This is a genomic window from Comamonas sp. GW821-FHT11H03 (assembly GCF_058807955.1).
Window position 1 is genome coordinate 279823 of sequence record NZ_JBXARF010000005.1, and the last position, 19611, is coordinate 299433.

At 60.3% G+C, this 19611-nt stretch carries 17 protein-coding genes and 1 riboswitch; of the genes, 12 read left to right on the forward strand and 5 right to left on the reverse strand.

The features are described 5' to 3' along the window. Nucleotides 1–7 precede the first annotated feature (7 nt). On the forward strand, nucleotides 8–1258 hold the full coding sequence (locus AC1RTQ_RS13700; protein ID WP_492876472.1) for a helix-turn-helix transcriptional regulator: 1251 nt from the start codon (nucleotides 8–10) through the stop codon (nucleotides 1256–1258). Nucleotides 1259–2434: 1176 nt separating this feature from the next. On the opposite strand, the gene AC1RTQ_RS13705 is transcribed toward AC1RTQ_RS13700, so the two are convergent. The 3 genes from AC1RTQ_RS13705 to AC1RTQ_RS13715 form a co-directional block, all read right to left on the reverse strand. Beyond that, complete coding sequence (locus AC1RTQ_RS13705) at nucleotides 2435–3274, reverse strand: SDR family NAD(P)-dependent oxidoreductase (RefSeq protein WP_492876474.1); 840 nt, start codon at nucleotides 3272–3274, stop codon at nucleotides 2435–2437. A 401-nt stretch (nucleotides 3275–3675) separates the two neighbouring features. Further along, the gene (locus AC1RTQ_RS13710; RefSeq protein WP_492876475.1) at nucleotides 3676–4749 is read right to left on the reverse strand and encodes a linear amide C-N hydrolase; all 1074 of its coding nucleotides are present in this window, start codon (nucleotides 4747–4749) and stop codon (nucleotides 3676–3678) included. A 325-nt stretch (nucleotides 4750–5074) separates the two neighbouring features. Further along, the gene (locus AC1RTQ_RS13715) at nucleotides 5075–6229 is read right to left on the reverse strand and encodes a GGDEF domain-containing protein (RefSeq protein WP_492876477.1); all 1155 of its coding nucleotides are present in this window, start codon (nucleotides 6227–6229) and stop codon (nucleotides 5075–5077) included. Between the two features lie 926 nt (nucleotides 6230–7155). On the opposite strand from AC1RTQ_RS13715, the gene AC1RTQ_RS13720 reads away from it, so the two are divergent. Further along, complete coding sequence (locus AC1RTQ_RS13720; protein ID WP_492876479.1) at nucleotides 7156–7383, forward strand: hypothetical protein; 228 nt, start codon at nucleotides 7156–7158, stop codon at nucleotides 7381–7383. Between the two features lie 806 nt (nucleotides 7384–8189). Here the strand turns inward: AC1RTQ_RS13720 and AC1RTQ_RS13725 are convergent. Together AC1RTQ_RS13725 and AC1RTQ_RS13730 are read right to left on the reverse strand one after the other, a co-directional pair. Beyond that, the gene (locus AC1RTQ_RS13725) at nucleotides 8190–8570 is read right to left on the reverse strand and encodes a cell division protein ZapA (RefSeq protein ID WP_304351448.1); all 381 of its coding nucleotides are present in this window, start codon (nucleotides 8568–8570) and stop codon (nucleotides 8190–8192) included. 40 nt (nucleotides 8571–8610) lie between these two features. Then, nucleotides 8611–8820: a hypothetical protein gene (locus AC1RTQ_RS13730; protein WP_003063053.1), complete on the reverse strand. Its 210-nt coding sequence runs from the start codon at nucleotides 8818–8820 to the stop codon at nucleotides 8611–8613. Between the two features lie 240 nt (nucleotides 8821–9060). Next, a riboswitch (cobalamin riboswitch) is annotated at nucleotides 9061–9301 on the forward strand. A 68-nt stretch (nucleotides 9302–9369) separates the two neighbouring features. On the opposite strand from AC1RTQ_RS13730, the gene AC1RTQ_RS13735 reads away from it, so the two are divergent. The 10 genes from AC1RTQ_RS13735 to AC1RTQ_RS13780 all read left to right on the forward strand — a co-directional run bounded on the left by AC1RTQ_RS13735 (nucleotide 9370) and on the right by AC1RTQ_RS13780 (nucleotide 19575). Next, nucleotides 9370–11280 carry a TonB-dependent receptor domain-containing protein gene (locus AC1RTQ_RS13735; RefSeq protein WP_492876482.1) on the forward strand — a complete coding sequence of 637 codons (1911 nt, stop codon included), beginning with the start codon at nucleotides 9370–9372 and terminating at the stop codon, nucleotides 11278–11280. Between the two features lie 6 nt (nucleotides 11281–11286). After that, a complete protein-coding gene (locus AC1RTQ_RS13740) occupies nucleotides 11287–12705 on the forward strand; it encodes a cobyrinic acid a,c-diamide synthase CobB (RefSeq protein WP_492876484.1) in 1419 nt (472 codons plus the stop codon). Nucleotides 12706–12752: 47 nt separating this feature from the next. Beyond that, the gene (locus AC1RTQ_RS13745; protein WP_492876665.1) at nucleotides 12753–13334 is read left to right on the forward strand and encodes a bifunctional adenosylcobinamide kinase/adenosylcobinamide-phosphate guanylyltransferase; all 582 of its coding nucleotides are present in this window, start codon (nucleotides 12753–12755) and stop codon (nucleotides 13332–13334) included. Then, nucleotides 13331–14242 carry an ABC transporter substrate-binding protein gene (locus AC1RTQ_RS13750; RefSeq protein ID WP_492876486.1) on the forward strand — a complete coding sequence of 304 codons (912 nt, stop codon included), beginning with the start codon at nucleotides 13331–13333 and terminating at the stop codon, nucleotides 14240–14242. The genes AC1RTQ_RS13745 and AC1RTQ_RS13750 overlap by 4 nt, the downstream gene beginning before the upstream one ends. Continuing rightward, the gene (locus AC1RTQ_RS13755; RefSeq protein WP_492876488.1) at nucleotides 14239–15282 is read left to right on the forward strand and encodes a FecCD family ABC transporter permease; all 1044 of its coding nucleotides are present in this window, start codon (nucleotides 14239–14241) and stop codon (nucleotides 15280–15282) included. Before AC1RTQ_RS13750 ends, AC1RTQ_RS13755 begins: the two co-directional genes overlap by 4 nt. Continuing rightward, complete coding sequence (locus AC1RTQ_RS13760; RefSeq protein ID WP_492876490.1) at nucleotides 15279–16076, forward strand: ABC transporter ATP-binding protein; 798 nt, start codon at nucleotides 15279–15281, stop codon at nucleotides 16074–16076. Before AC1RTQ_RS13755 ends, AC1RTQ_RS13760 begins: the two co-directional genes overlap by 4 nt. 61 nt (nucleotides 16077–16137) lie before the next feature. Continuing rightward, the gene (gene cobO / locus AC1RTQ_RS13765) at nucleotides 16138–16707 is read left to right on the forward strand and encodes a cob(I)yrinic acid a,c-diamide adenosyltransferase (protein WP_302091218.1); all 570 of its coding nucleotides are present in this window, start codon (nucleotides 16138–16140) and stop codon (nucleotides 16705–16707) included. 36 nt (nucleotides 16708–16743) lie between these two features. Then, on the forward strand, nucleotides 16744–17496 hold the full coding sequence (bluB, locus tag AC1RTQ_RS13770) for a 5,6-dimethylbenzimidazole synthase (RefSeq protein ID WP_492876492.1): 753 nt from the start codon (nucleotides 16744–16746) through the stop codon (nucleotides 17494–17496). Continuing rightward, nucleotides 17493–18575, forward strand: a complete 1083-nt coding sequence (cbiB, locus tag AC1RTQ_RS13775; RefSeq protein ID WP_492876667.1) for an adenosylcobinamide-phosphate synthase CbiB — start codon at nucleotides 17493–17495, stop codon at nucleotides 18573–18575. Before bluB ends, cbiB begins: the two co-directional genes overlap by 4 nt. Beyond that, complete coding sequence (locus tag AC1RTQ_RS13780) at nucleotides 18568–19575, forward strand: aminotransferase class I/II-fold pyridoxal phosphate-dependent enzyme (protein ID WP_492876494.1); 1008 nt, start codon at nucleotides 18568–18570, stop codon at nucleotides 19573–19575. Before cbiB ends, AC1RTQ_RS13780 begins: the two co-directional genes overlap by 8 nt. Nucleotides 19576–19611 lie beyond the last annotated feature (36 nt).

A 19611-nucleotide genomic window follows, 5' to 3' on the forward strand; every position in this document is an offset into this window, starting at 1 on the left:
ACAGCAAATGCCCAAAGGCGATTACGCAACTTTTGATTTCTACAACTATCGCTCGGATGCTCTTGAGGCCGTCGCCAGCTTCCCCGTTCCGTATGCTGTGGAGCCTGAGGCAGCTTCTTCGCTGCAGCATGCATCGGTCATCAGTACCGAAGCCTTGAGTCAACTGATTACTGTGCTGTACGAGTCAGCCATGGACCCGCAGAACTGGAAGGTATTTCTGGAGCTGCTGCGCTCAAGCGCCAATGGCAACTACGCCTCGCTCGTGGTGCGGGACCCTCATGGTGAGAATGTGGGCTGGGTAATTTCAGCAACGGGCGGTCGCTCCGAAGTCATTCCTTACGACCCTTATGCGCAATGGAGTCCGTTTCTCGGTATCGTCAAGGACAAGGTGCTCACCCTGTTGGATGTGATGACAGAGGCCGAATGGCATTCCTGCCGCTACTACACCGACTGGTGCAAGGGGGTGGGCATCGAACACATTCTGGCTGTGGATGTCATGACCGATAACGGCTGCTCCTATGGTTGGCGCATCACGCGGCCAGCGGCGGCGGGAGCATTCGAGTCAACACATCTGGACATGGTGCGCATGTTGGTGCCGCACCTCAAGCGGGTGTTGAACATGCAACTGAATCTGCATCGTGACCGGCAGGTCATATCGCTATACGGGCGTGCCACCGCGCAGCTGATGATGGGCGTGGTCATTCTCGATCAGACGGGGAAAATGATAGAGGCCAACCCGGCGGCCATCACCATTTTGAACGTGGGTGATGGAATACGGGTCAACAACGGTGCGCTCGAGGCCGTCTATGCCAATGACAATCGCCGGCTGCAGCGTCTGATCCGCGATGCCTTGCTTTCTCCCAAGCTGGAGAGCGTCGCCATGACCGAGGGCATGTCCATCACTCGCCAGTCCGGTCAACTCAACTGGGGGGTGGTGGTGCAAAGCATCTCTCCCGACGAATGGACCGAAGGCAAGCAGCGTCCCAGCGTAGCGGTTTTTCTGCGCGATACGACGGGCAAGGCAGAGCCGCCCGTCAAGCTCACACAACAGCTTTTCCATCTGACTCCTGCGGAGACAGCCGTGGCCACGCATCTGAGCAACGGCATGTCTTTGGAGGAGGCGGCTGAGGCGCTGGGTATCAAACCCAATACCGCTCGCGCCCATTTGCGCTCCATCTTTTCCAAGACCGGCGTCCGTCGTCAGACCGAACTGGTGAGACTCTTTCTCAACAGCGTGGCCTGGCTGGGCAATCATTGATTCCAGCCTGGGAAACAGGCAAAAAAGCCCGCTTTGCGGGCTGTTTCTTGTACCTGGTTGGAAGCTGTTGCAAGCATTGTGCTTGCAACTGTCGTGGCCTCGTGGTTGTTGGAGTCGCAGTCATGACGTTTGAAGCCCTCGTTCACTGACTAGGCTCATGCCTTAAAGGTCGGCACTATCACTGCGGAGACGCAGCCTGCAAGGTTGAAACCCGCTTTGAATGCAAAGGCTAGCGCGCTACCGACGGCTGGAGCTGTCGACTGCTGATCGCAGTCTTTCAATTGGTCGCTTAGTACGCTTGCTGCAGAGGCAAGAGCATCGAGCAGTTGCCTGTGCAGGCGCTACAGGCAGGGGAACAGGGGCGCAGTTGTTTGCAATGCTTTGCGGCATGGTCGAGGGCCTTGCTTTCCATTTCGACTCCTTGCTTGAAACAAGCGCCCGACGGGCCGGGGTACTTGTGGACAGTGGCTTCAGGGCGGTGCTCGTCTCTGGCCTTCTTGAAAGCTGGAAGGGATGGATGCATGGCAGCTGCTGCGGCGCCCACCAGATTGAGTGGTGATCACAGGGCTCCAGAAAGTAAAAGGCAAATAGCGGATGGCTATTGGTAAACTTCCACTGATTAATCCAGTGAGGCATGTATGGATCGAATGGATGCCAGTGCAACGTATGAAATGAGCCCACGCAGGGTTGTGTTTGAGTACAGGACCAACGGTGAGGCTCGATCGGCTGCTATCAGTGGCGATGCGCTTGAGCGCCTGACGAGAGCCAAGGAACTTGCTGGAGCGGGGCAGAACCTGGCGGCGTACAGAGCCCATTGGCAAGCAATTCATGGGCTGGCAGCGACAAAGCACGCTCAAGGCCAGGGCCCTGTCGTCATTCGCGTCGGTGATATTCAAGCTCGATAGAGTGATGTGGATCCTGTGCCTGGCTCCCTGTGCTCATGAGGGAGCCGGACGGCGACCTTTCTGGTCTCCTGAATCTGAACGTCAAGCCATTCGGCTTGGCGGCCCGCTCTGTACGTTACGAAGCGGCTGTAAAGGGTATGGGGTTTGCTCAATGGTGCAGTGCGCATGGCGTTCCTGGAAGCAAAAAGCTCGCTCGATGGCGAGCCTGTTTGTTGGTTGAAGTGGCTTGGCAGAGCCCACTTTGGTGGCTCAAGGTTGGAGTGCAGTTAATTCATGTTGGGCGTCGTGGCGTTGGCAGGTGGCCGCCGTCGACGTAGATGTGCTGACCGGTGATCCATTCGCCTTGGTCGCTGCACAGGAATGCGACCAAGTGGGCGATATCTTCGCCGGTACCTGCTCGACCCAGGGAGATGTAGCCGGCGATCATGTCGTCCCACACTTTGCCGCGAGGCACATCATCCAGGCGACTTGTTTCCACAATGCCTGGAGCCACCACATTCACGCGAATCTTCTTGGGGCCAAGCTCTCGCGCCATGATGGTGCTCAGGCCATTGATGGCCACCTTGGTGGTGGCATAGGCGCCAGTGTCCGGTGCCAGCAGCTGCGCTGCCAGCGATGAAATATTGATGATGGCGCCGCCTTCTCCCTGTGTCCCTATTTGTTTTGCGAACGCGCGAGACATATAGAAGGTTCCGTTCAGGTTGACATTCATCACCCGATGCCATGTATCGATGGGTAGCTCCGTCACCGGGGTGCGGTCGTCGCCGCGGGTTGCCCCCGCGTTGTTGATCAGAAAATCCACGCGCCCCAATTCTGCAATCGTGCGTGCAAGCAGTGCGTCGATGGACTCTGGGTTGCTGACGTCGGAAACCACAGGCAGGGCGCGACGCCCGAGCTGGCGGATTTCATCTGCCACCGATTCGATATCGCGCCAATGCGCCTCGCGCTCATCTTCCGGATAGGTTTCGGGGGCGCGGCCCGTGCCCGTTAAGACAACATCACAACCCGCCTGCGCCAATGCCAGTGCAATGGGCCGACCGATGCTGCGCATCCGGCCAGCACCGGTGACCACGGCCACTTTGCCTTCAAAACCAGTCAACGTATACGACATGCCACTTCCTTACGATAGGTTCCCAGAACATTCAGACGAATCAAGATTCTTCGGTCTGACTTGAGGCTCATGCACTCCAATCTGTGCATCTAGGACGATGCAGCCGTTGAAGATAGAGCAACTCATTAGCCGAATTCTTGGAGTGGCGCCGCTGAGGAAAATCGTCTGATGAGACTAGGGATACGCGCCCATTGAAGGGTTCCTGCTTGCTTGTCAGTCTGGGGGCTTTTGGCGCGCTGGGTGCAATTGAATGATCCCGATACGCCTTTTGCGCTAGAGCAGTGGCAGCACAGACGCAGGGTGGATCGACTGCCAGCATGGGCTGGAGCAGCGCTCTCCAGAAAGAAAAAAACCCGCTCAGTGCGGGTTTGGATTGGAGCCAATCAAGCGCGGCGAAGTGCTCAGATGCCTTGAAATTTGAATGGCGGCGACACTTTGAATTGTTGGGTTGCATCTCCGGAGTAAGTGTGATTTTGGTCCGGTCCCAGGTCGATCTTCATTACCTTGCCTTTTTCCTTGCTGAAGTCCAGTGCCTTCAGATCCACCCAGAATGTGTTGGGCGTCAGCGCCGACTCAAAGAAATACAGCTTGCGCTCGTGGTCAAACACGGTGCGCCAGCGGGTGGAGGAGATATTGGGCTCTTCCGGGGTATTAAGGCCGTATGGCACGGATGCATTGCGGATCACGCTGAAGACGCTGGCCAGTGCCTTGTTCGGGCTTTGATCCTTGGGTATGGCGTTGACGTAGAACGAAGCGCGGGCGAAGCGGTCTGCAGCACGGTTGGTGCCGGGCAGCATGGTGGTGCCCCCAATCTGCTTCCAGTAGGTATTGAGCGCCAGTTGCTGGTCAAAGGTCGGCGAGTTTGTCATGACCTGGTATTGGCGACCATGATGAATGACTTGCTTGCCACCGATGTACTCCACGATCGCGCTGTCACCGCTGGCATCGGAGATGGAGAGGTGCACGGTGGTCAGCCGATTTTCGCCAGGCATGGTGTCGGATACCAGGGTGAATGGTTCTTCGCTCAGGGCAGCCACAGCCTGCTGCACGGTCGCAAAGTTGTCCAGCACATATTGGGCCCAGGCAGCGATCGACAGACCCGGCTTGCTGTTGGCACCAAATGCAGGATATTGCGACTCGACGAGCCACAGAAGGTTGGCATTCAGGCCGGCTTCGTTGACGCCGTCGGTGGTGGAAATGTCATAGCCCGAGGTGATGACGCTGCCGTACTTGGACGTCCAGCGCACGGTGTTAGGGCCGGTTTCGCCGGTGCGCTGCATGCCTCGCGGCAGGACCCAGAGGTTGCTGACGATGTCACTCTTCCAGTCCATGGATCGTGCAGTGATCACGTGGCCGTTGGCGCCTTGAAATACCAGCCGTGTGCATGCCCAGGAACTGGATGCCGCCGCAAGACCTGAAACTCCCAGCACAAAAGCAGCCACCTGAGGGCGGATACATGGCATGTTCATCTTCATTAGTGCCTCCACGGTTAAAAAATGTGAATGGTGCCAAGCATGCCACATGCATCGGTAGTGAGATATTGATCAAGCTCCAGCGGCATGGATGCCAGGCTATAAACATTCCAACTGCCTCAGTACCCGCTCTTGCAAGAAATCAGACGCGAAAGCTTGCCTTTGGCAATGGCACCACCGGTATGAAACTGCGATCGTCCTGGTTCCCCTCGTCCATGGCCGTGTCGACAAGCGCAATGTTCTTGATCGCAGTGGGTAGAGGGCGGGAATGACCATCCATAAGGACGTGATCTGACGGCTCAGGCCCTTGGCTAGTTAAAAATTTGAACTAGACGAGAACTACGCGATTGCGTCCAGCGGCCTTGCCTTGATACATGGCAGCATCAGCGCGCGAGATGAGGGCTTCTGCGGTTTCTCCCTGTCGATACTGAGTCGCACCCAGCGTACATGTCACTCGCAGATCTTTGTGCACTAGCTGAGCCCACGGGAGTGCTTCCGTGCTTTCGCGAATTCTCTCGAGCAGCACTCCTGCCTGGGCCAGTTGCGTGTCACAGAGTACTAGAAGAAATTCTTCTCCACCGTAACGACTAGCGCAATCGGTTGCACGAATCTGCGAAGACAGAAGTTGTCCAAAGGCCCGAAGCACTTGATCTCCTCCTTCGTGACCGTAACGGTCATTGACCTGTTTGAAGAAGTCAATGTCAAGCATTGCGATGCAAAACGGGGTGTCTCTGCGTTGAGCTGCATGAATACATTGCTGCAGTCGATCCATGACCCCTCGGCGGTTTGCCAGTCCCGTCAAGTCATCGTTGCGTACCAAGTTTTCAATCTGCTTCAGCGCGACGGCCAGTTTTTCATTACTCGCACTGAGTCGATATTGCATGCTGCGAAAGTAGGTGACCAGGACGCTGCATCGGACGACCGCTCCGAGCATGACGCCGACAGTGAGGAACTGCCCGATGAGAGTATCGGTGGTCATGCGCATCTGTGGCCCTACCCAATAAATGGCCAGCGCAATTGCAATAAGCGTGCAACTCCAGGTCATCCAAAAACTTGTACGCCGCGGCGCAAGAAATCCGTCGGTACTGAAGACCAGAAGCATAACCAGTGCCTGGAACGCAACTTGAGGAGCAGCGACAAGCAGGCCCAGTACCCCTGTAACCGCGACCAGTTGGTGCCAGAAGAACAAGCCGGGGTCACTCTGAGTCTGGCTCCAGCCGCTGGCGTAGGCCCAGGTGATGAAGGCCATGCCTGCGCCTATCCAGAGTCCATACAGCAGCACTGCATGCAACGGCACGTAGCCTGCCCAGTGGTGGCCGAGGAATAGCAGGAAGGCATATATATGGCTCAATAGGACCGAAGCGTGCAACTGCCATGTGCGCTTACGCCAGCGTTCGAAATGCTGAGTTTCATCGGCAAGAGGCGATGAAGACTTTGGGCCCCACAAAGGTGGTCCGCGTGTTTTTTCAGGGGAGTAAGCCATTGCCGGTTAATGGTCGCTAAAGTGCAAAGTGCGATTGGTTGTTGCAAATAACAGTTTGCCCGAATTCTGGCTCTGGAAGATTACGGCGAGTGAGCTGACAAAGCTCGGATTGAACTGACAGCTATCGGGGTATCAGGCAATGCGACTCAGAGCCATTGGAAGGCTATATCGGTAGAAGTGTTTCCTGGAACCTTTAACCCGATATGACGACCTACGACACTGAGGTAAATGTTAATTCTCTTGAACATTGCACTCCAGAAACAAAAAAACCTGCTTGAGCCGGGCTGGTGTACTAATTGGGTAGGCAAACAGGAAGTTCAACAAGAACTTACATAAGGCGCGCGCGGCAAGACTAGCCTGCAAGACTCCACGTTCTTAAGGAGTTGCTATGAAGGCGCTACTTTTAATCGCGGCACTTGCCGGTACGCTGGCAGGATGCTCAATGATGCCGGGGCGTAGTTCCGGGTCTATGCCTGCCGAGGGTTCCAGTCAGTCGATGGGTGGCATGAATATGAGCGGCGACCGGGATCGCTGGATGTATGACGACAATGGGCGTCCTTGGACCGGAGGTGATGGTGCCTTCTATGGCGCTCAGAACAGATAGGTGAATAGCTGGGTCAAGGTGTTGCTTTGAGGCACTGCGCGGTCCTTTCGTCCAGCCGCTCGACATAGGTGTCTGGGTACACGAATTCGTCGCGCAGTGCCTTCACTGGAACAAAGGACTCATCAGCCTGCGCGAAAGAGCCGATCAGCCTCGACCTCTGGTAGACCGCCAAGTTTTATGGCTTCGAAGCTTCAAAAAACAGAGCGCATGGACACTGACTGTTGTATGAATTAGGTAAGCAAAGTAGCCGTTCAACAGGAATTTACAGCGGGCACACGCCTCAGGAATAGTCTTGAAGACTCCTTCTTCTCAAGGAGTTGTCATGAAAGCGCTACTTTTAATTGCAGCAATAGCCAGTACGCTGGTGGGCTGCTCAATGATGCCGGGGCGTGATGCCGGGCGCATGCAAGAGCAAGGTGCCCAACAGACGATGGGAAACAGTGATATCCGCTATGAATGGGGGCGTGGAGCGTATCAAGGTCCGGGAAGCATGCCGCTGTGGGCTGGCGGGGATGACACTTCTGGAGGCCTTGGCTGGCGTCGTGATTAAGCAGGAAGAATCACATCTTGCGCGAATGCCTCTATTTCTTACCTGGCACCCCAAGGATCTTCCTTTAGACACTGCACGGTTTTGTCGCCCAGCCACTCAAGGAGGTTCCGATCACCTAGTATTGACTGGGCAAGTCCAGCTGGAGCAACCGAGACAGAGCACACCTGTCGCTTGTACCGATCTGTCTTGGTGCACCGCAACTCAGCCTCTTTTTGAAATGTCAGCTCGGCTAGTGCTTACCGAACACCTTGTCCAAATGGCTGCTTGCGTTCTGGGCATCAATGCCCTACGGCCTGACTTTGACTTGCTCATAAGCGCGAGGTTAGCCGCAGTGAACTGTCGGAGTGCACCGTCCGAGATACCGACAATGAGGCAAAGGAGGGCGGCTGCCGAGCATAGCCTCAGTCTATTAGGTAAGAAAAAAGCCCGCAATGCGGGCTAACATCAATTCAAAATAGATGCGCAAGTTGCTGATTTCAATTGCGTGCAACTGGTTGGTTTTGTTTGGCTTTCTAGGCCATTTTTATGAAAAACCAACTAAATCAACGGCTTGTGGCGTGTAAAGGTGTCTGCAAATGCCACCGGTTCGTCATCCTGAACCGGGGGTTCAGGTGGGCAAGAGCAACCTATCGTTGGGTTCATCTGACGCGAGACGATCACGCTCAATAGGTAATTTATCAAGCCCATGCTCGTTGAGCATTGGTTCAAGGAAATATAAAAACCGGCAGATTTGCAGACGGTTTTATTCTAACGGGTATTGGCAGTCGCGCGGAGGTCATGACTGCTTTGCTGCTGAGGTTACCTGATCAGAGCAGCCTGGAGTCAGCATCCAGTGCCTGATCGAGCTTGAGCACCAGTTGCTCGGCAAGCTCCTGCTGGCGCTGCAGCTCAGCCTGGGCGGCCTCATTGACCTCGGGGGGAGCGAGCTGCTCCTGAGCAAGTGCCTGCATTTCTGCCTGGGCGTTGGCCATAAGGGTTTGCTGGGCATCGCGGTCAAGCACGTCGAAAGCCATATTGAGGGCTGCCAGCACCGCCACACGCTCGCGCGAGCGGACCTTGCCGCTGTCGCGGATGCGGGTCATGGCGTCGTCCACGCGGCGAACGGCTTCCTGCACACGTTCTTCTTGACCATCGGGGCAGGTCAGCACATAGCTTTGCTGCATGATTTGCACATCAATCTGCTTCATGGGCGTCAGTGGCGGGTCTGGTGATGGAGGGTGACGGCTGTCACTCTCCCTGGTTGGCGGGCAGGCGTTCGATCAATGCATCGACGCGCGCACGTGCAGCCTGCAGGCGCAGACGCAGCAAATCGCGCTCTTGCGTCAGAGCGATGACCTGATCGGTGAGCAGGGTGTTGGTGCGCTGCAGTTCCTCGTGGCGCACCAGCAGACGCTCTACGCGCTCGGCAATGAGATCAAGAGAGGGCTGGGTGGTCATAGACTCTGCCATTGTAGGTCTTGCAGTCCGTGGGTGAGTATAAATGTGCAGGCAAATTCGCAGTTTGCGCCAGAGCACAGTCTGCTTGACTGCCGCAGTCGGGAGACTGGAATATTTCTCTAAAAATCGTAGCGTGCTGCGCAAGTTCTGTGTGCCTCAAACGCATGTTTAAGGTAAAAAATCGTCACCTGATCCACGCAAGGCTACTTCGAATGAAGGATTTGCGCCGCGTAGTGCTCATTACAATGGGTGCCTGTTGGTGCTCGAGGCTGCTTTTCTGTGGCCTCAGTTCAACGGGAAGCAGGGAGGTGCTGGCCAGATGCACTGGCACTCCGAACCTGCGCTGCCCCCGCAACGGTCGGCGAATGGAATGCTGCGGCATTCCGCCTTTTTCCCCATGGTCACTGGCGCTGTGCGCTGGGAAGGCCGGCAAGAGGATGATTCGCCTAGCCCGGATACCGGCCAACATGGGTTGCCTGCATTTTGTGCAGGTATGTTTGCTCAATGTCGGCGGGTAGGCTGGCGTGGGCGTATTCAAGTGTGCTTTCCATGAGTTCGCAATCTTCGTCCCTGCGTTTGGCGCAGGTGGCTTCGCGCGCACGCGCCTCTTTTGTTCTCCGTCCCACTTTGCTGGCATCTGCACTGGCCGTCGCGTTTGCCGCACAGGCTCAGTCAGCTGCACAGGCCGATGCGGTGCCAATGAAAGAAACTGTGGTCACCGCCAATCGCATCGAGCAGCCTTTGTCCGATCTGGTGGTCGATATGTCGGTGGTGGGCCGTGAAACGATTGAAGCTGCGGGTGCCGTGGGCGTGGCCGATGTGCTCTCGCGTCTGCCGGGTGTGCAAATAGTGCGCAACGGCGGTGCCGGCTCCAACACCAGCGTTTATCTGCGCGGTGCCGACACGCGTTTCACTGCCGTTTATATTGATGGCGTGCGAGTGGACTCGCAGTCCACGGGTGGCGCCTCCTGGCAGGACATCCCGCTAGAAGCGATCGACCGCATTGAAGTGTTGCGTGGTCCAGCGGCGGCTGTTTACGGCTCTGACGCCATTGGCGGCGTGGTGCAGATCTTCACCAAAAAGGGTGAGGGCAAAGCTAAGCCCTATGTGGGCCTGGGCTGGGGCAGTCGTGGCACGGTAAAGGCTCAGGCCGGCGTCAGCGGTGGTGTCGCGGGCTGGGACTACAGCCTGGGTGTTTCGCATGCCAGCAGCAACGGCTTCAATGCCAAGACCTCTGCGGGCTTCAATCCTGATGCCGATGGTTATCGCAACAATGCCTTTAACGGACGTGTGGGCTACCAGATCAACAGCAATCAACGTGTTGAAGCCACGGCTCTGACTAGCTACATGAATGCGGGTTATGACGCCACTGTCTCCAAGACCAGCCCCATGGCGGACGACCGCAGCATCTACAAGATGAATGCGGTAGGCCTGAACTGGCTGGCGAAATGGAGCGATGTCTACAGCACGCGCCTTCAGTACACGCAGTCACGCGATTTCTACCAGACCAAGCCCAGCGTCTATGAAACCGACACACGTTTGCACAGCTATCTGTTTCAGAACGAGTGGCGGCTGGGAGCGCAGACCGTGACGGCCGCGCTGGAACGCCGTGAGGACAAGCTGGTCAACAACGGCCTCGATATCGGCAGCCGCAATCGCTCCCAGAACGCACTGGCACTGGGCTATGGCCTGCATGCTGGCAAGCACACGTTGCAGCTCAACGCCCGTCATGACCGCGACAGCGAGTTCGGCGGCCACACCACGGGCAGCGCTGCGTATGGTTATGAGTTCATGCCCAACTGGCGCGCAACCGCATCGGCCGGTACTGCCTTTCGCTCACCTACGCTCTATCAGCGCTTCAGCCAATATGGCGATGCCAGCCTGTCGCCCGAAAAAGGCCGTAATGTGGAACTGGGCCTGAAATGGGGCAAGGGCAGCGACAGCTTCTCGGCCACGCTTTATCGCAACAATGTCTCCAATCTCATCAACTATGTGGGTGGTACGGGCACCTGTGCGGGCAATACCGGCCTTTACGGCGGCTGCTATGCCAACGTGGCCAAGGCCCGTTACGAAGGCCTCACCCTGGCCGCCACCACCCGCTTGGGCATGGTGAATCTGCAAGGTTCGGTGGACTTCCAGGATCCGCGCGACACCGATAAGGATCTGCAACTGGCTCGCCGCTCCACGCGTTACGCCAATCTGTCTGCCGACACCACACTGGCCGGCTGGAGGCTGGGCGCCGAAATGCAGGCCGCCGGAAAGCGCTTTGACGATGCTGCCAACAAGACCGTGCTGGGCGGCTACACGCTCTGGAATCTGAGTGCACAAAAGCAGCTGACACGTGAATGGAGCCTGGTGGCGCGCATCAACAATCTGGCTGACAAGCGCTATGAGCTGGCCCGTACCTATGCCACAGAAGGCCGCAGCGGCTATATCGGCATGAAGTGGGAAGCCAGGTAAGCGGCCATGACAGTCACCGCAATGCATGAAACAGGCTCGGACGTGCGCTGCCCCGCGCTGCTGATCAGTGCTCCGGCCTCTGGCCAGGGCAAGACCACCGTGACGGCAGCCTTGGCTCGGCTGCATGCGCGCCAGGGACGCAAGGTGCGCGTATTCAAGTGCGGGCCGGATTTTCTGGACCCCTACTGGCATGAGCTGGCCAGCGGTTCGCCCGTGCATTCGGTGGATTTGTGGATGACGGGCGAAGGGGATGTGCGCCAGCGCCTGCATGAGGCGGCCCAGGAGGCCGATCTGATTCTTGTCGAAGGCGTGATGGGCCTGTTCGACGGCAACTTCAGCGCAGGCGATCTGGCGCAGCTGCTGGGTCTGCCTGTGCTGGCCGTGGTCGATGCCTCGGCCATGGCGGGCACTTTCGGGGCGCTGGCCTACGGCTTGCAGCATTACCAGGCCGGCCTGCGCTGGGCCGGCATGCTGGCCAACCGGGTGGCCACGGCGCACCATGCGGATCTGCTCAGGCAAGGCCTGCGCGACCAGGCGCTGTGGCTTGGTGCCATGCCCGGAGTGCAACTGGGCGATGCGGCAGTCAAGGCCAGGTCTGCGGCGCTGCTGCCGGAGCGTCACCTGGGCCTGATCGCCGCCCACGAGCTTGGCGATGCCCTGCAGCGTCTGGATGCCGCGGCCGATGCCCTGGCCCAGACGCCGCTGGGGCAAAGGGCCTGGAGCTCGGACGACGGTCAGCCCAGCTGGCAGGATTGGTGTGTGGACTTTGCAGCACCGGACATTGGCGCAGCTCAGCCTCGCTTGGAGCCCTGGCTGAGCGGCCGCCGCATTGCCATTGCGCGCGATGCAGCGTTTTCCTTTATTTATCCCGCCAATCTGGACTGTCTGCGTGCCATGGGGGCAGAGCTGTGCTTTTTCTCTCCACTGGCTGGTGATGCGCTGCCGCATTGCGATGCGATCTGGCTGCCCGGCGGCTATCCGGAGCTGCATGCTCGGGCCCTGCATGAGAACCGGCAGTTGCGCGACGGCATTGCCGAGCATATGGCGCAGGGCAAGCCTGTCTGGGCCGAGTGCGGCGGCATGCTGGCGCTGTGTGATGGAGTGACCGCCTTGGACGGCAGCACCCAGTCCATGTGGGGACTGTTGCCCGGTCAGGTCGTCATGCAGAGTCGGCTCGGCGGTCTAGGCATGCAGCAGCTGGCGCTCGATGCGGGCTTGCTGCGCGGTCATACCTTTCACTACACAAGGCTGGAGACAGCCATGCCGGTGCTCACGCGCAGCAGTCGCCCCGGCGCGGCCGTTCATGTCGATCGTGGCGAGGCGCTCTATCAGCATGGCAGTGTACGGGCCAGTTACTTTCATGCCTGGTTTCCGTCCTGTCCATCGGCTGTGGCGGCGCTTTTTGGCGCAACAATCGAAGGCTGAGCCTTTAGTCCATCACCATGAGCCCTGCAAGCACAGTCTCCTTCGTCATGCCGCGTACCCAGCTCATATTGGGCGGGCAGAAAAGCGGCAAATCCCGTCGCGCTGAGTTGCTGGCGCGCCAGTGGCTGCAGGCTGATGCCGGGCATCAGGCTGCGCTGGTGGCAACCGGCCAGGCTTGGGATGCGGAAATGAGCGAGCGCATTGCGCGCCACCAGCGCGACCGCGCCGAGCGCGTGCCCGGCATGTTGACCATAGAGGAGCCTCGCGAGCTGGCCCAGGTGCTGGCCCGGCACAGCAGCCCGCACCGTCTGCTGGTGATTGATTGCCTGACCTTGTGGCTGACGAACTGGCTGATGCCGGTGCAGGCTGAGGAATTGGAGGGAAATCGGTCTCTCTCTCATGACTGGCAAGCTCAGCTGGCGTTCTTTCTGAAAGCGCTTGATGAGGCGGCCGGCCCGGTCATTCTGGTTGGCAACGAAATCGGTCTGGGCGTAATTCCCCTGGGGCGTGAAGTGCGTGCCTTTGTCGATGCCCTGGGTTTGCTCAATCAGCAGGCCGCAGCGCATTGCGAAAGCGTCACGCTGATGTGCGCCGGCTTGCCGCTGGCGCTGAAAGGGCCGCAGGCATGAGGGCCCCCGTAAAACATTTTGCCGCTGCTGCGCTGCTTGTTTGCGGCCTGGCTGGGGCTTTGTCGGTGGCGGCGCAGTCCGTGCAGATCACTGATGCACGTGGCGCACAGGTGCAATTGGCCACGCCGCCGCAGCGCATCGTCAGCCTGCTGCCTTCGCTGACCGAGAGCCTGTGCGCGCTGGGCGGTTGCGAGCGTCTGGTGGGGGTGGATCGCTATTCCAACTGGCCCGCCCATGTGAAGACCTTGCCCGTGGTGGGCGGCGGGCTGGATCCGAATATCGAGAGCATTGTGGCGCTAAAGCCCGATCTGGTGCTGGTTTCCATGGCATCACGGGCCATTGCGCGAATGGAGGCGCTGGGCCTCAAGGTCGTGGCGCTGGAGCCGCGCACCCACGAGGAAGCACGCACCGTGCTGCAAAAGTTGGGCGTGTTGCTGGCCTTGCCGCCGGTGCAGGGCGCAGACCGTGTCTGGGCCGGAATCGAGGCCGACCTGAACAAGGCCGCTGCCAGCGTGCCAGAGGCCATGCGCGGTCAGCGTGTGTACTTTGAGGCCAGCCGCGGCCCTTATGCCGCAGGCGAAAGATCCTTTATCGGCCAGACGCTGACGCGGCTGCATCTGCGCAATGTGATCGACGCCAGACAAGGGCCGTTTCCGCGCCTGAACCCCGAATATGTGGTCAAGCTGGATCCGGACATCCTGATGGCCGGCGAGCGAGCCTGGAAAACCGGTGTGCCCGAATATCCGGGCTGGGCCCAGATGCGGGCCGTGAAGCAGGGAGCGATCTGTGCCTTCACGCCCGAGCAATCCGACATTCTGGTGCGCCCCGGCCCGCGCATGGCGGAGGGGGCGCAGATCATCGTCCAGTGTTTGCAACGTCTGGCGGCGAGGCAGGGCAAGAGCCCATGAAGGCCTGCATCTCCAGCCATCGCCGCAGGGGGCAGGCCGGAGTGGCCGCGCCCTGGCTGCTGCTGTGGCTGACTTTGGCTGTAGCCTTGCTGGCGCTGCTGGGCGCGGGTATTGGCAGCACCGGGTTCGAGAGCGTGCTTCATGTTCGGCATGACCCGCTGGCCTGGCAGATCGTGATGGATATTCGTCTGCCGCGCACGGCGGCGGCCTTGCTGGCTGGAGGGTTGCTGGGGCTGGCCGGGGCTGTGGCGCAGGGCGTGTTTCGCAACCCGTTGGCCGATCCTTATTTGCTTGGCAGTGCCTCGGGGGCATCGCTGGGGGTGGCGCTGGCCATGGCTGCCCTGGGTGTCTCGCCCTTCGCTCTGGCCGGCCTGGCACGCTGGGGCGTGACGGGTGCGGCTTTTGCCGGAGCCGTGCTTGCCGTGGTGCTGACCCTGGTGCTGGCCAAGGGCGTGCAGAACACCATGCGTCTGCTGCTGGCCGGTGTGGTGGTGGGCGTGGTGCTAGGCGCCGCCGCATCGCTGGTGCTGTTGATGAACCCCGACATCATGCAGGCCATGCAGTCCTTCATGCTGGGCAGCACGGCCTTTGCGGGCTGGAATGCCTGCGCTCTCATGCTGTGGGTGCTGCTGCCCGCGCTGGTGCTGGCCTGCTGCCTGAGCCGCGTGCTCGACGGGCTGGCACTCGGCGAGGCCACGGCCCATAGCCTAGGTCTGCGGCTGGCGCCGCTGCGTCTGCTGCTGATCGTGCTGCTGGCTCTGGCCACGGGCACGGCCGTGGCGCAGACCGGTCTGATCGCTTTTGTAGGCCTGGCTGCACCTCATCTGGTGCGTTCCATGGTGCGTGCGCTGTACCGCTGGCTGCTGGTGCTCAGCAGTCTGATGGGGGCGGTGCTGCTGCTGGCCGCCGACCTGTTGGCGCGCTGGCTGATTGCTCCCCAGGAATTGCCCGTGGGTGTGCTCACTGCCGTGCTGGGCGGCAGCTATCTGCTGTGGCTGATGCACAAGCGTGGTGCCATGCCGTCTGGAGAGGGTGCATGAGCAGCCATATCGAGACCGGTATCGCTTTGGCGACCGAAGCCCTGAGCGTGCATTTGGGCGAGCGCGAAGTGCTGCGCCAGATCAGCCTGCGCATTCCTGAGGGCCGCTGGACGGCCATCGTCGGCCCCAATGGCGCGGGCAAGTCCACGCTGCTGCGCGCCATGGCAGGCATGCGTGCCGCCCACCAGCGGCAAAGCGGTGCCGTGTTTCTGCAGGGCCGCGAGCTGGGCGACTGGAATGGCCGAGAGCGTGCCAAGGCACTGGCCTGGCTGGGCCAGAATCAGCCGGTGGCGGCCGATATGGCCGTGTATGACCTGGTCATGCTGGGGCGCTTGCCCCACCAGGGCTGGCTGGCTCCGGCCTCAAGCGCCGACCGCCTGGCCGTGGAGCAGGCACTGCGCCAGACCCACGCCTGGGACTGGCGCCAGCGCAGCATAGGCCAGCTATCAGGTGGGGAGCGCCAGCGCGTGCTGCTGGCGCGGGCACTGGCCGTGCAGGCCCGGACCCTGCTGATGGATGAGCCGCTGGCCAATCTTGACCCGCCCCACCAGACCGACTGGATGCTGACGGCCCGCAGTCTGGTGCGGCAAGGCGTAACCCTGGTCAGCGTGCTGCACGAGCTGTCCTTTGCCCTGCTGGCCGATGAAATGGTCGTCATGCAGGCCGGCCGTATCACCCACCAGGGCGCTTGCGGCGATCCCGCTACCCACGCCGCGCTGGAGGCCGTGTTTGACCGGCGCATACAGGTACGCGAACTCGATGGCCTGTGGCTGGCCCTGCCGCGCCTGAGCTGAGCTCGGCCGAAATTCTTGATTTTTTTGCCATTTGGCCCTTGATAGACAAGCGAGAGTAGCTATGAATATTGAAACTCCTCCCACCGAAAAGCCATACGAAAAGCCCGAGGGCGAGCGCCGCGGCCTGATCATCGTCAACACCGGCAATGGCAAGGGCAAGAGCACGGCCGCCTTTGGTCTGGCCTTTCGCGCCACGGGCCGGGGCAAGGCCGTCAAGGTCTATCAGTTCATGAAAGTGCCAACGGCCCGCTTTGGCGAGCACCGCCTGGCCGAGCAGGTCGGTCTGCCCATCGAAGGGCTGGGCGATGGCTTCAGCTGGAAGAGCAAGGATCTCGATCACTCAGCCCAGCTGGCGCGTGACGGCTGGGAAAAGGCCAAGGCCGATATTCTCTCGGGTGAGCTGTTTCTGGTCGTGCTCGACGAGATCACCTATCCCCTGATCTATGGCTGGCTTCCGCTGCAGGAGGTGCTGGACACGCTCAAGGCGCGCCCCAGGGATGTGCATGTCTGCCTGACAGGCCGCCGCTGCCCGCAGGAGATCATCGACATTGCCGACACCGTGACCGAGATGACGCTGATCAAACATGCTTTCCAGGCGGGTATTCCCGCTCAAAGAGGCATCGAAGACTGATGGCTTTTGCCACGTCTGTGGCGCGACAATAGTTCCATGACCGAATCCAAGACCAGCTCCTTCGCGACGATTGCCGCAACGCCTTTCACCGAGGCCGAGCGGGCTGCCGTCTACCGTGCCATCTATGAGCGCCGCGATATGCGCCATTTTGCAGGCGGGAAGGTGGCCGACGAGGTCTTGCTGCGCCTGCTGCGTGCTGCGCACCACGCGCCCAGCGTGGGGTTCATGCAGCCCTGGCGCTTTATTCGGGTCAGGAGCGCCGAGCTGCGCCGGCAGATCCACGGCCTGATCGAGGAGGAGCGTGTGCGCACCGCCCATGCCCTGGGCGAACGTGAGGAAGACTTCATGAAGCTCAAGGTTCAGGGCGTGCTCGATTCGGCCGAGGTGCTGGTCGTGGCCATGCCGCCGGGACGCGAGGCGCATATCTTTGGCCGCCGCACCCTGCCCGAGATGGATATCGCCAGCAGCGCCTGCGCCATCCAGAACCTCTGGCTGGCCGCGCGTGCCGAAGGTCTGGGCATGGGCTGGGTCTCGATTTTCGATCCGCTGGCGCTGGCAAGATTGCTGCAGATGCCTGAGGGTGCTCACCCGCTGGGCGTGCTCTGCCTGGGCCCTGTCGATGCCTACTATGCCGAGCCCATGCTGCAGCAGGAAAAGTGGGCCTGCCGGGCGCCTCTGGAAGACATGCTGATGGACGATGTCTGGGACGAATCGCGTGTGGTGGCTGCGGCCACCAAGGGCAAGCCGGGCAGCGGGCCATGCGTCGAGAAGGGCAAGCCAGACGCATGACGAGTTTTGGCTGGACTGAGCTGATCGGTCTTTCTCTCAGTCCACTGGCATGGCTCTACCAGGCATTCACCGCCAGTGATCTGGCCGCGCTCAACTGGGCTGCCAATGTACAGGCCGGCCTGCTGGCCGTGTTGGTGGCCCTGTTGCTGGACCGGCTTTGGGGCGAGCCGCCGGTGTGGCTGCACCCGGTGGTGCTGATGGGCAAATTGCTGGGCTGGTCGGGGCAGGCGCTTGCGCCGCGTGCCGAAGTGCAGAGTGACTATCTGCGTTTTTGCCTAGCAGCGCTTGTCTGGTGCGCACTGGCAGCTCTGTTTTTCGTGGTTTATGGACTGGCTCAGTTCATGCTGGGTTTTGCCCCCTGGTGGTTTTGGGGGCTGGCGATGGGGGTGTTGCTCAAGCCGCTGCTGTCCTGGCGCATGCTCAGGGATGAGGTGCTGGCGGTGGAGGCCGCACTGCAGCAATCGCTGCCCGCCGGGCGGGAGCGTCTGAGCTGGCTGGTGAGCCGCGACACGACACAGCTGGACGCGGCCACCGTGCGAGAAAGCGCCATCGAGACTCTGGCCGAGAACCTCAGTGACTCCGTGATTGCTCCGCTGTTCTGGTTTGCCGTGGCCGGCTTGCCCGGGGCGGCCGTCTATCGTCTTGCTAATACGGCCGATGCCATGTGGGGCTATCCGGGCTGGCGCGGCCAGGGCGACCGCCGCCGCCACTGGCAATGGGCGGGCAAATGGGCGGCACGCGCCGACGATGTGCTGAACTGGATTCCGGCGCGCATCACCGCAATGTGGCTGGCGCTGCTGGCCGGCGGGCTGTCCTGGACTGGTTTGAGGCGCGATGCAGCAGTGACACCATCGCCCAATGGTGGCTGGCCCATGGGCGCCATGGCGCAGGCATTGGGGGTTCAGCTTTCCAAGCCTGGCGTCTATCGACTCAACCCGCAGGGGCGGGCTCCGCAGGCGGCCGATCTGGAGATGTCTGTAAAATTTGCATCAAAAGTGATCGTATCGAATGTCCTGCTTGTGTTGGCAGCTATGATTTTGATTGTTCTGTGGAGAGGAAGGCTGCTTGCCAATGTTTGATGTAAATGCGGCAGCCGTGCATGGCGGTAGCGATGCGCTGGGCGTTCCGGCGCATGATTTCTCGACCAATCGCAATGCCTGCGGGCCTTGTCCCATGGCCGTGAAGGCGCTGCAGGCCGCCCATGTCGCGCAATACCCCGATCCGCAATACAGGGCATTGCGCGCACAGATGGCGGCTTTTCATGGTGTGGCGGTAGAACGCATCCTGATCGGTGGCAGCAGCAGCGAGCTGATTCATCGCCTCACGCTGCACGCGGTGCGCAGCGGTGCCAAAAGCGTGCAGTTTCCCCAGCATCACTATGGAGACTATCTGCAGGCCGCACGGGTTTGGCGGCTGGCGCTGTGCCGCCGCACAGAAGCGGCCGTGGCACCGGTGCTCAGCTGGGCTTGCGAGCCATCAAGCCCGCTGGGGGCGATGGAAGACATATGGCCTGCCTGGCAGCAGCCGCCGGCGCAGAAGGAATGGCGCGTGCTGGACTGCGCCTACCTTCCGCTATGCCTGGAGGGCGAACTGCCGGAGCGCAATCTCGATGCTGTCTGGCAGCTGTGGACGCCGAACAAGGCTCTGGGCATGACGGGTGTGCGCGCTGCCTATGCTATTGCCCCCCTGCATGCCACAGCCACAGAGCTGCAGGCGCTGAACGCGCTGGCGCCATCCTGGGTGGTGGGCTCGCATGGCGTGGCCATGCTGCAGGCCTGGGTGACGGACGAGGTGCAGCAATGGCTGGCCCACAGCCTGATGACCTTGCGCCGCTGGAAGGCGCAGCAGCTGACGCTGTGCGAGAGACTGGGCTGGCAGGTTGTTCCCGGTCATCGGGCCAATTACTTTGTCGCAGGTCTGCCGCTGGCGAAGCTTGTCGAGCCTCTGGCCGGCCTGCGTGCCCAGGGCATCAAGCTTCGCGACTGTGCAAGCTTTGGCCTGAGCGGCCATGTGCGGCTGGGTGTGCTGCCGCCTGTGTCACAGGCCGCGCTGGAGCAGGCCTGGAAAAGCATCCAATGACCTTGCCGATCAGACCCGATGGGCGCAAGACGCTAC

What these genes read in the sequence shown, in the direction of transcription:
- AC1RTQ_RS13700 (WP_492876472.1), top strand. Translation starts at nt 8, where the DNA reads ATGCCCAAAGGCGATTACGCAACTTTTGATTTCTACAACTATCGCTCG.
- AC1RTQ_RS13705 (WP_492876474.1), bottom strand. Translation starts at nt 3,274, where the DNA reads ATGTCGTATACGTTGACTGGTTTTGAAGGCAAAGTGGCCGTGGTCACC.
- AC1RTQ_RS13710 (WP_492876475.1), bottom strand. Translation starts at nt 4,749, where the DNA reads ATGAAGATGAACATGCCATGTATCCGCCCTCAGGTGGCTGCTTTTGTG.
- AC1RTQ_RS13715 (WP_492876477.1), bottom strand. Translation starts at nt 6,229, where the DNA reads ATGGCTTACTCCCCTGAAAAAACACGCGGACCACCTTTGTGGGGCCCA.
- AC1RTQ_RS13720 (WP_492876479.1), top strand. Translation starts at nt 7,156, where the DNA reads ATGAAAGCGCTACTTTTAATTGCAGCAATAGCCAGTACGCTGGTGGGC.
- AC1RTQ_RS13725 (WP_304351448.1), bottom strand. Translation starts at nt 8,570, where the DNA reads ATGAAGCAGATTGATGTGCAAATCATGCAGCAAAGCTATGTGCTGACC.
- AC1RTQ_RS13730 (WP_003063053.1), bottom strand. Translation starts at nt 8,820, where the DNA reads ATGACCACCCAGCCCTCTCTTGATCTCATTGCCGAGCGCGTAGAGCGT.
- AC1RTQ_RS13735 (WP_492876482.1), top strand. Translation starts at nt 9,370, where the DNA reads ATGAGTTCGCAATCTTCGTCCCTGCGTTTGGCGCAGGTGGCTTCGCGC.
- AC1RTQ_RS13740 (WP_492876484.1), top strand. Translation starts at nt 11,287, where the DNA reads ATGACAGTCACCGCAATGCATGAAACAGGCTCGGACGTGCGCTGCCCC.
- AC1RTQ_RS13745 (WP_492876665.1), top strand. Translation starts at nt 12,753, where the DNA reads ATGCCGCGTACCCAGCTCATATTGGGCGGGCAGAAAAGCGGCAAATCC.
- AC1RTQ_RS13750 (WP_492876486.1), top strand. Translation starts at nt 13,331, where the DNA reads ATGAGGGCCCCCGTAAAACATTTTGCCGCTGCTGCGCTGCTTGTTTGC.
- AC1RTQ_RS13755 (WP_492876488.1), top strand. Translation starts at nt 14,239, where the DNA reads ATGAAGGCCTGCATCTCCAGCCATCGCCGCAGGGGGCAGGCCGGAGTG.
- AC1RTQ_RS13760 (WP_492876490.1), top strand. Translation starts at nt 15,279, where the DNA reads ATGAGCAGCCATATCGAGACCGGTATCGCTTTGGCGACCGAAGCCCTG.
- cobO (WP_302091218.1), top strand. Translation starts at nt 16,138, where the DNA reads ATGAATATTGAAACTCCTCCCACCGAAAAGCCATACGAAAAGCCCGAG.
- bluB (WP_492876492.1), top strand. Translation starts at nt 16,744, where the DNA reads ATGACCGAATCCAAGACCAGCTCCTTCGCGACGATTGCCGCAACGCCT.
- cbiB (WP_492876667.1), top strand. Translation starts at nt 17,493, where the DNA reads ATGACGAGTTTTGGCTGGACTGAGCTGATCGGTCTTTCTCTCAGTCCA.
- AC1RTQ_RS13780 (WP_492876494.1), top strand. Translation starts at nt 18,568, where the DNA reads ATGTTTGATGTAAATGCGGCAGCCGTGCATGGCGGTAGCGATGCGCTG.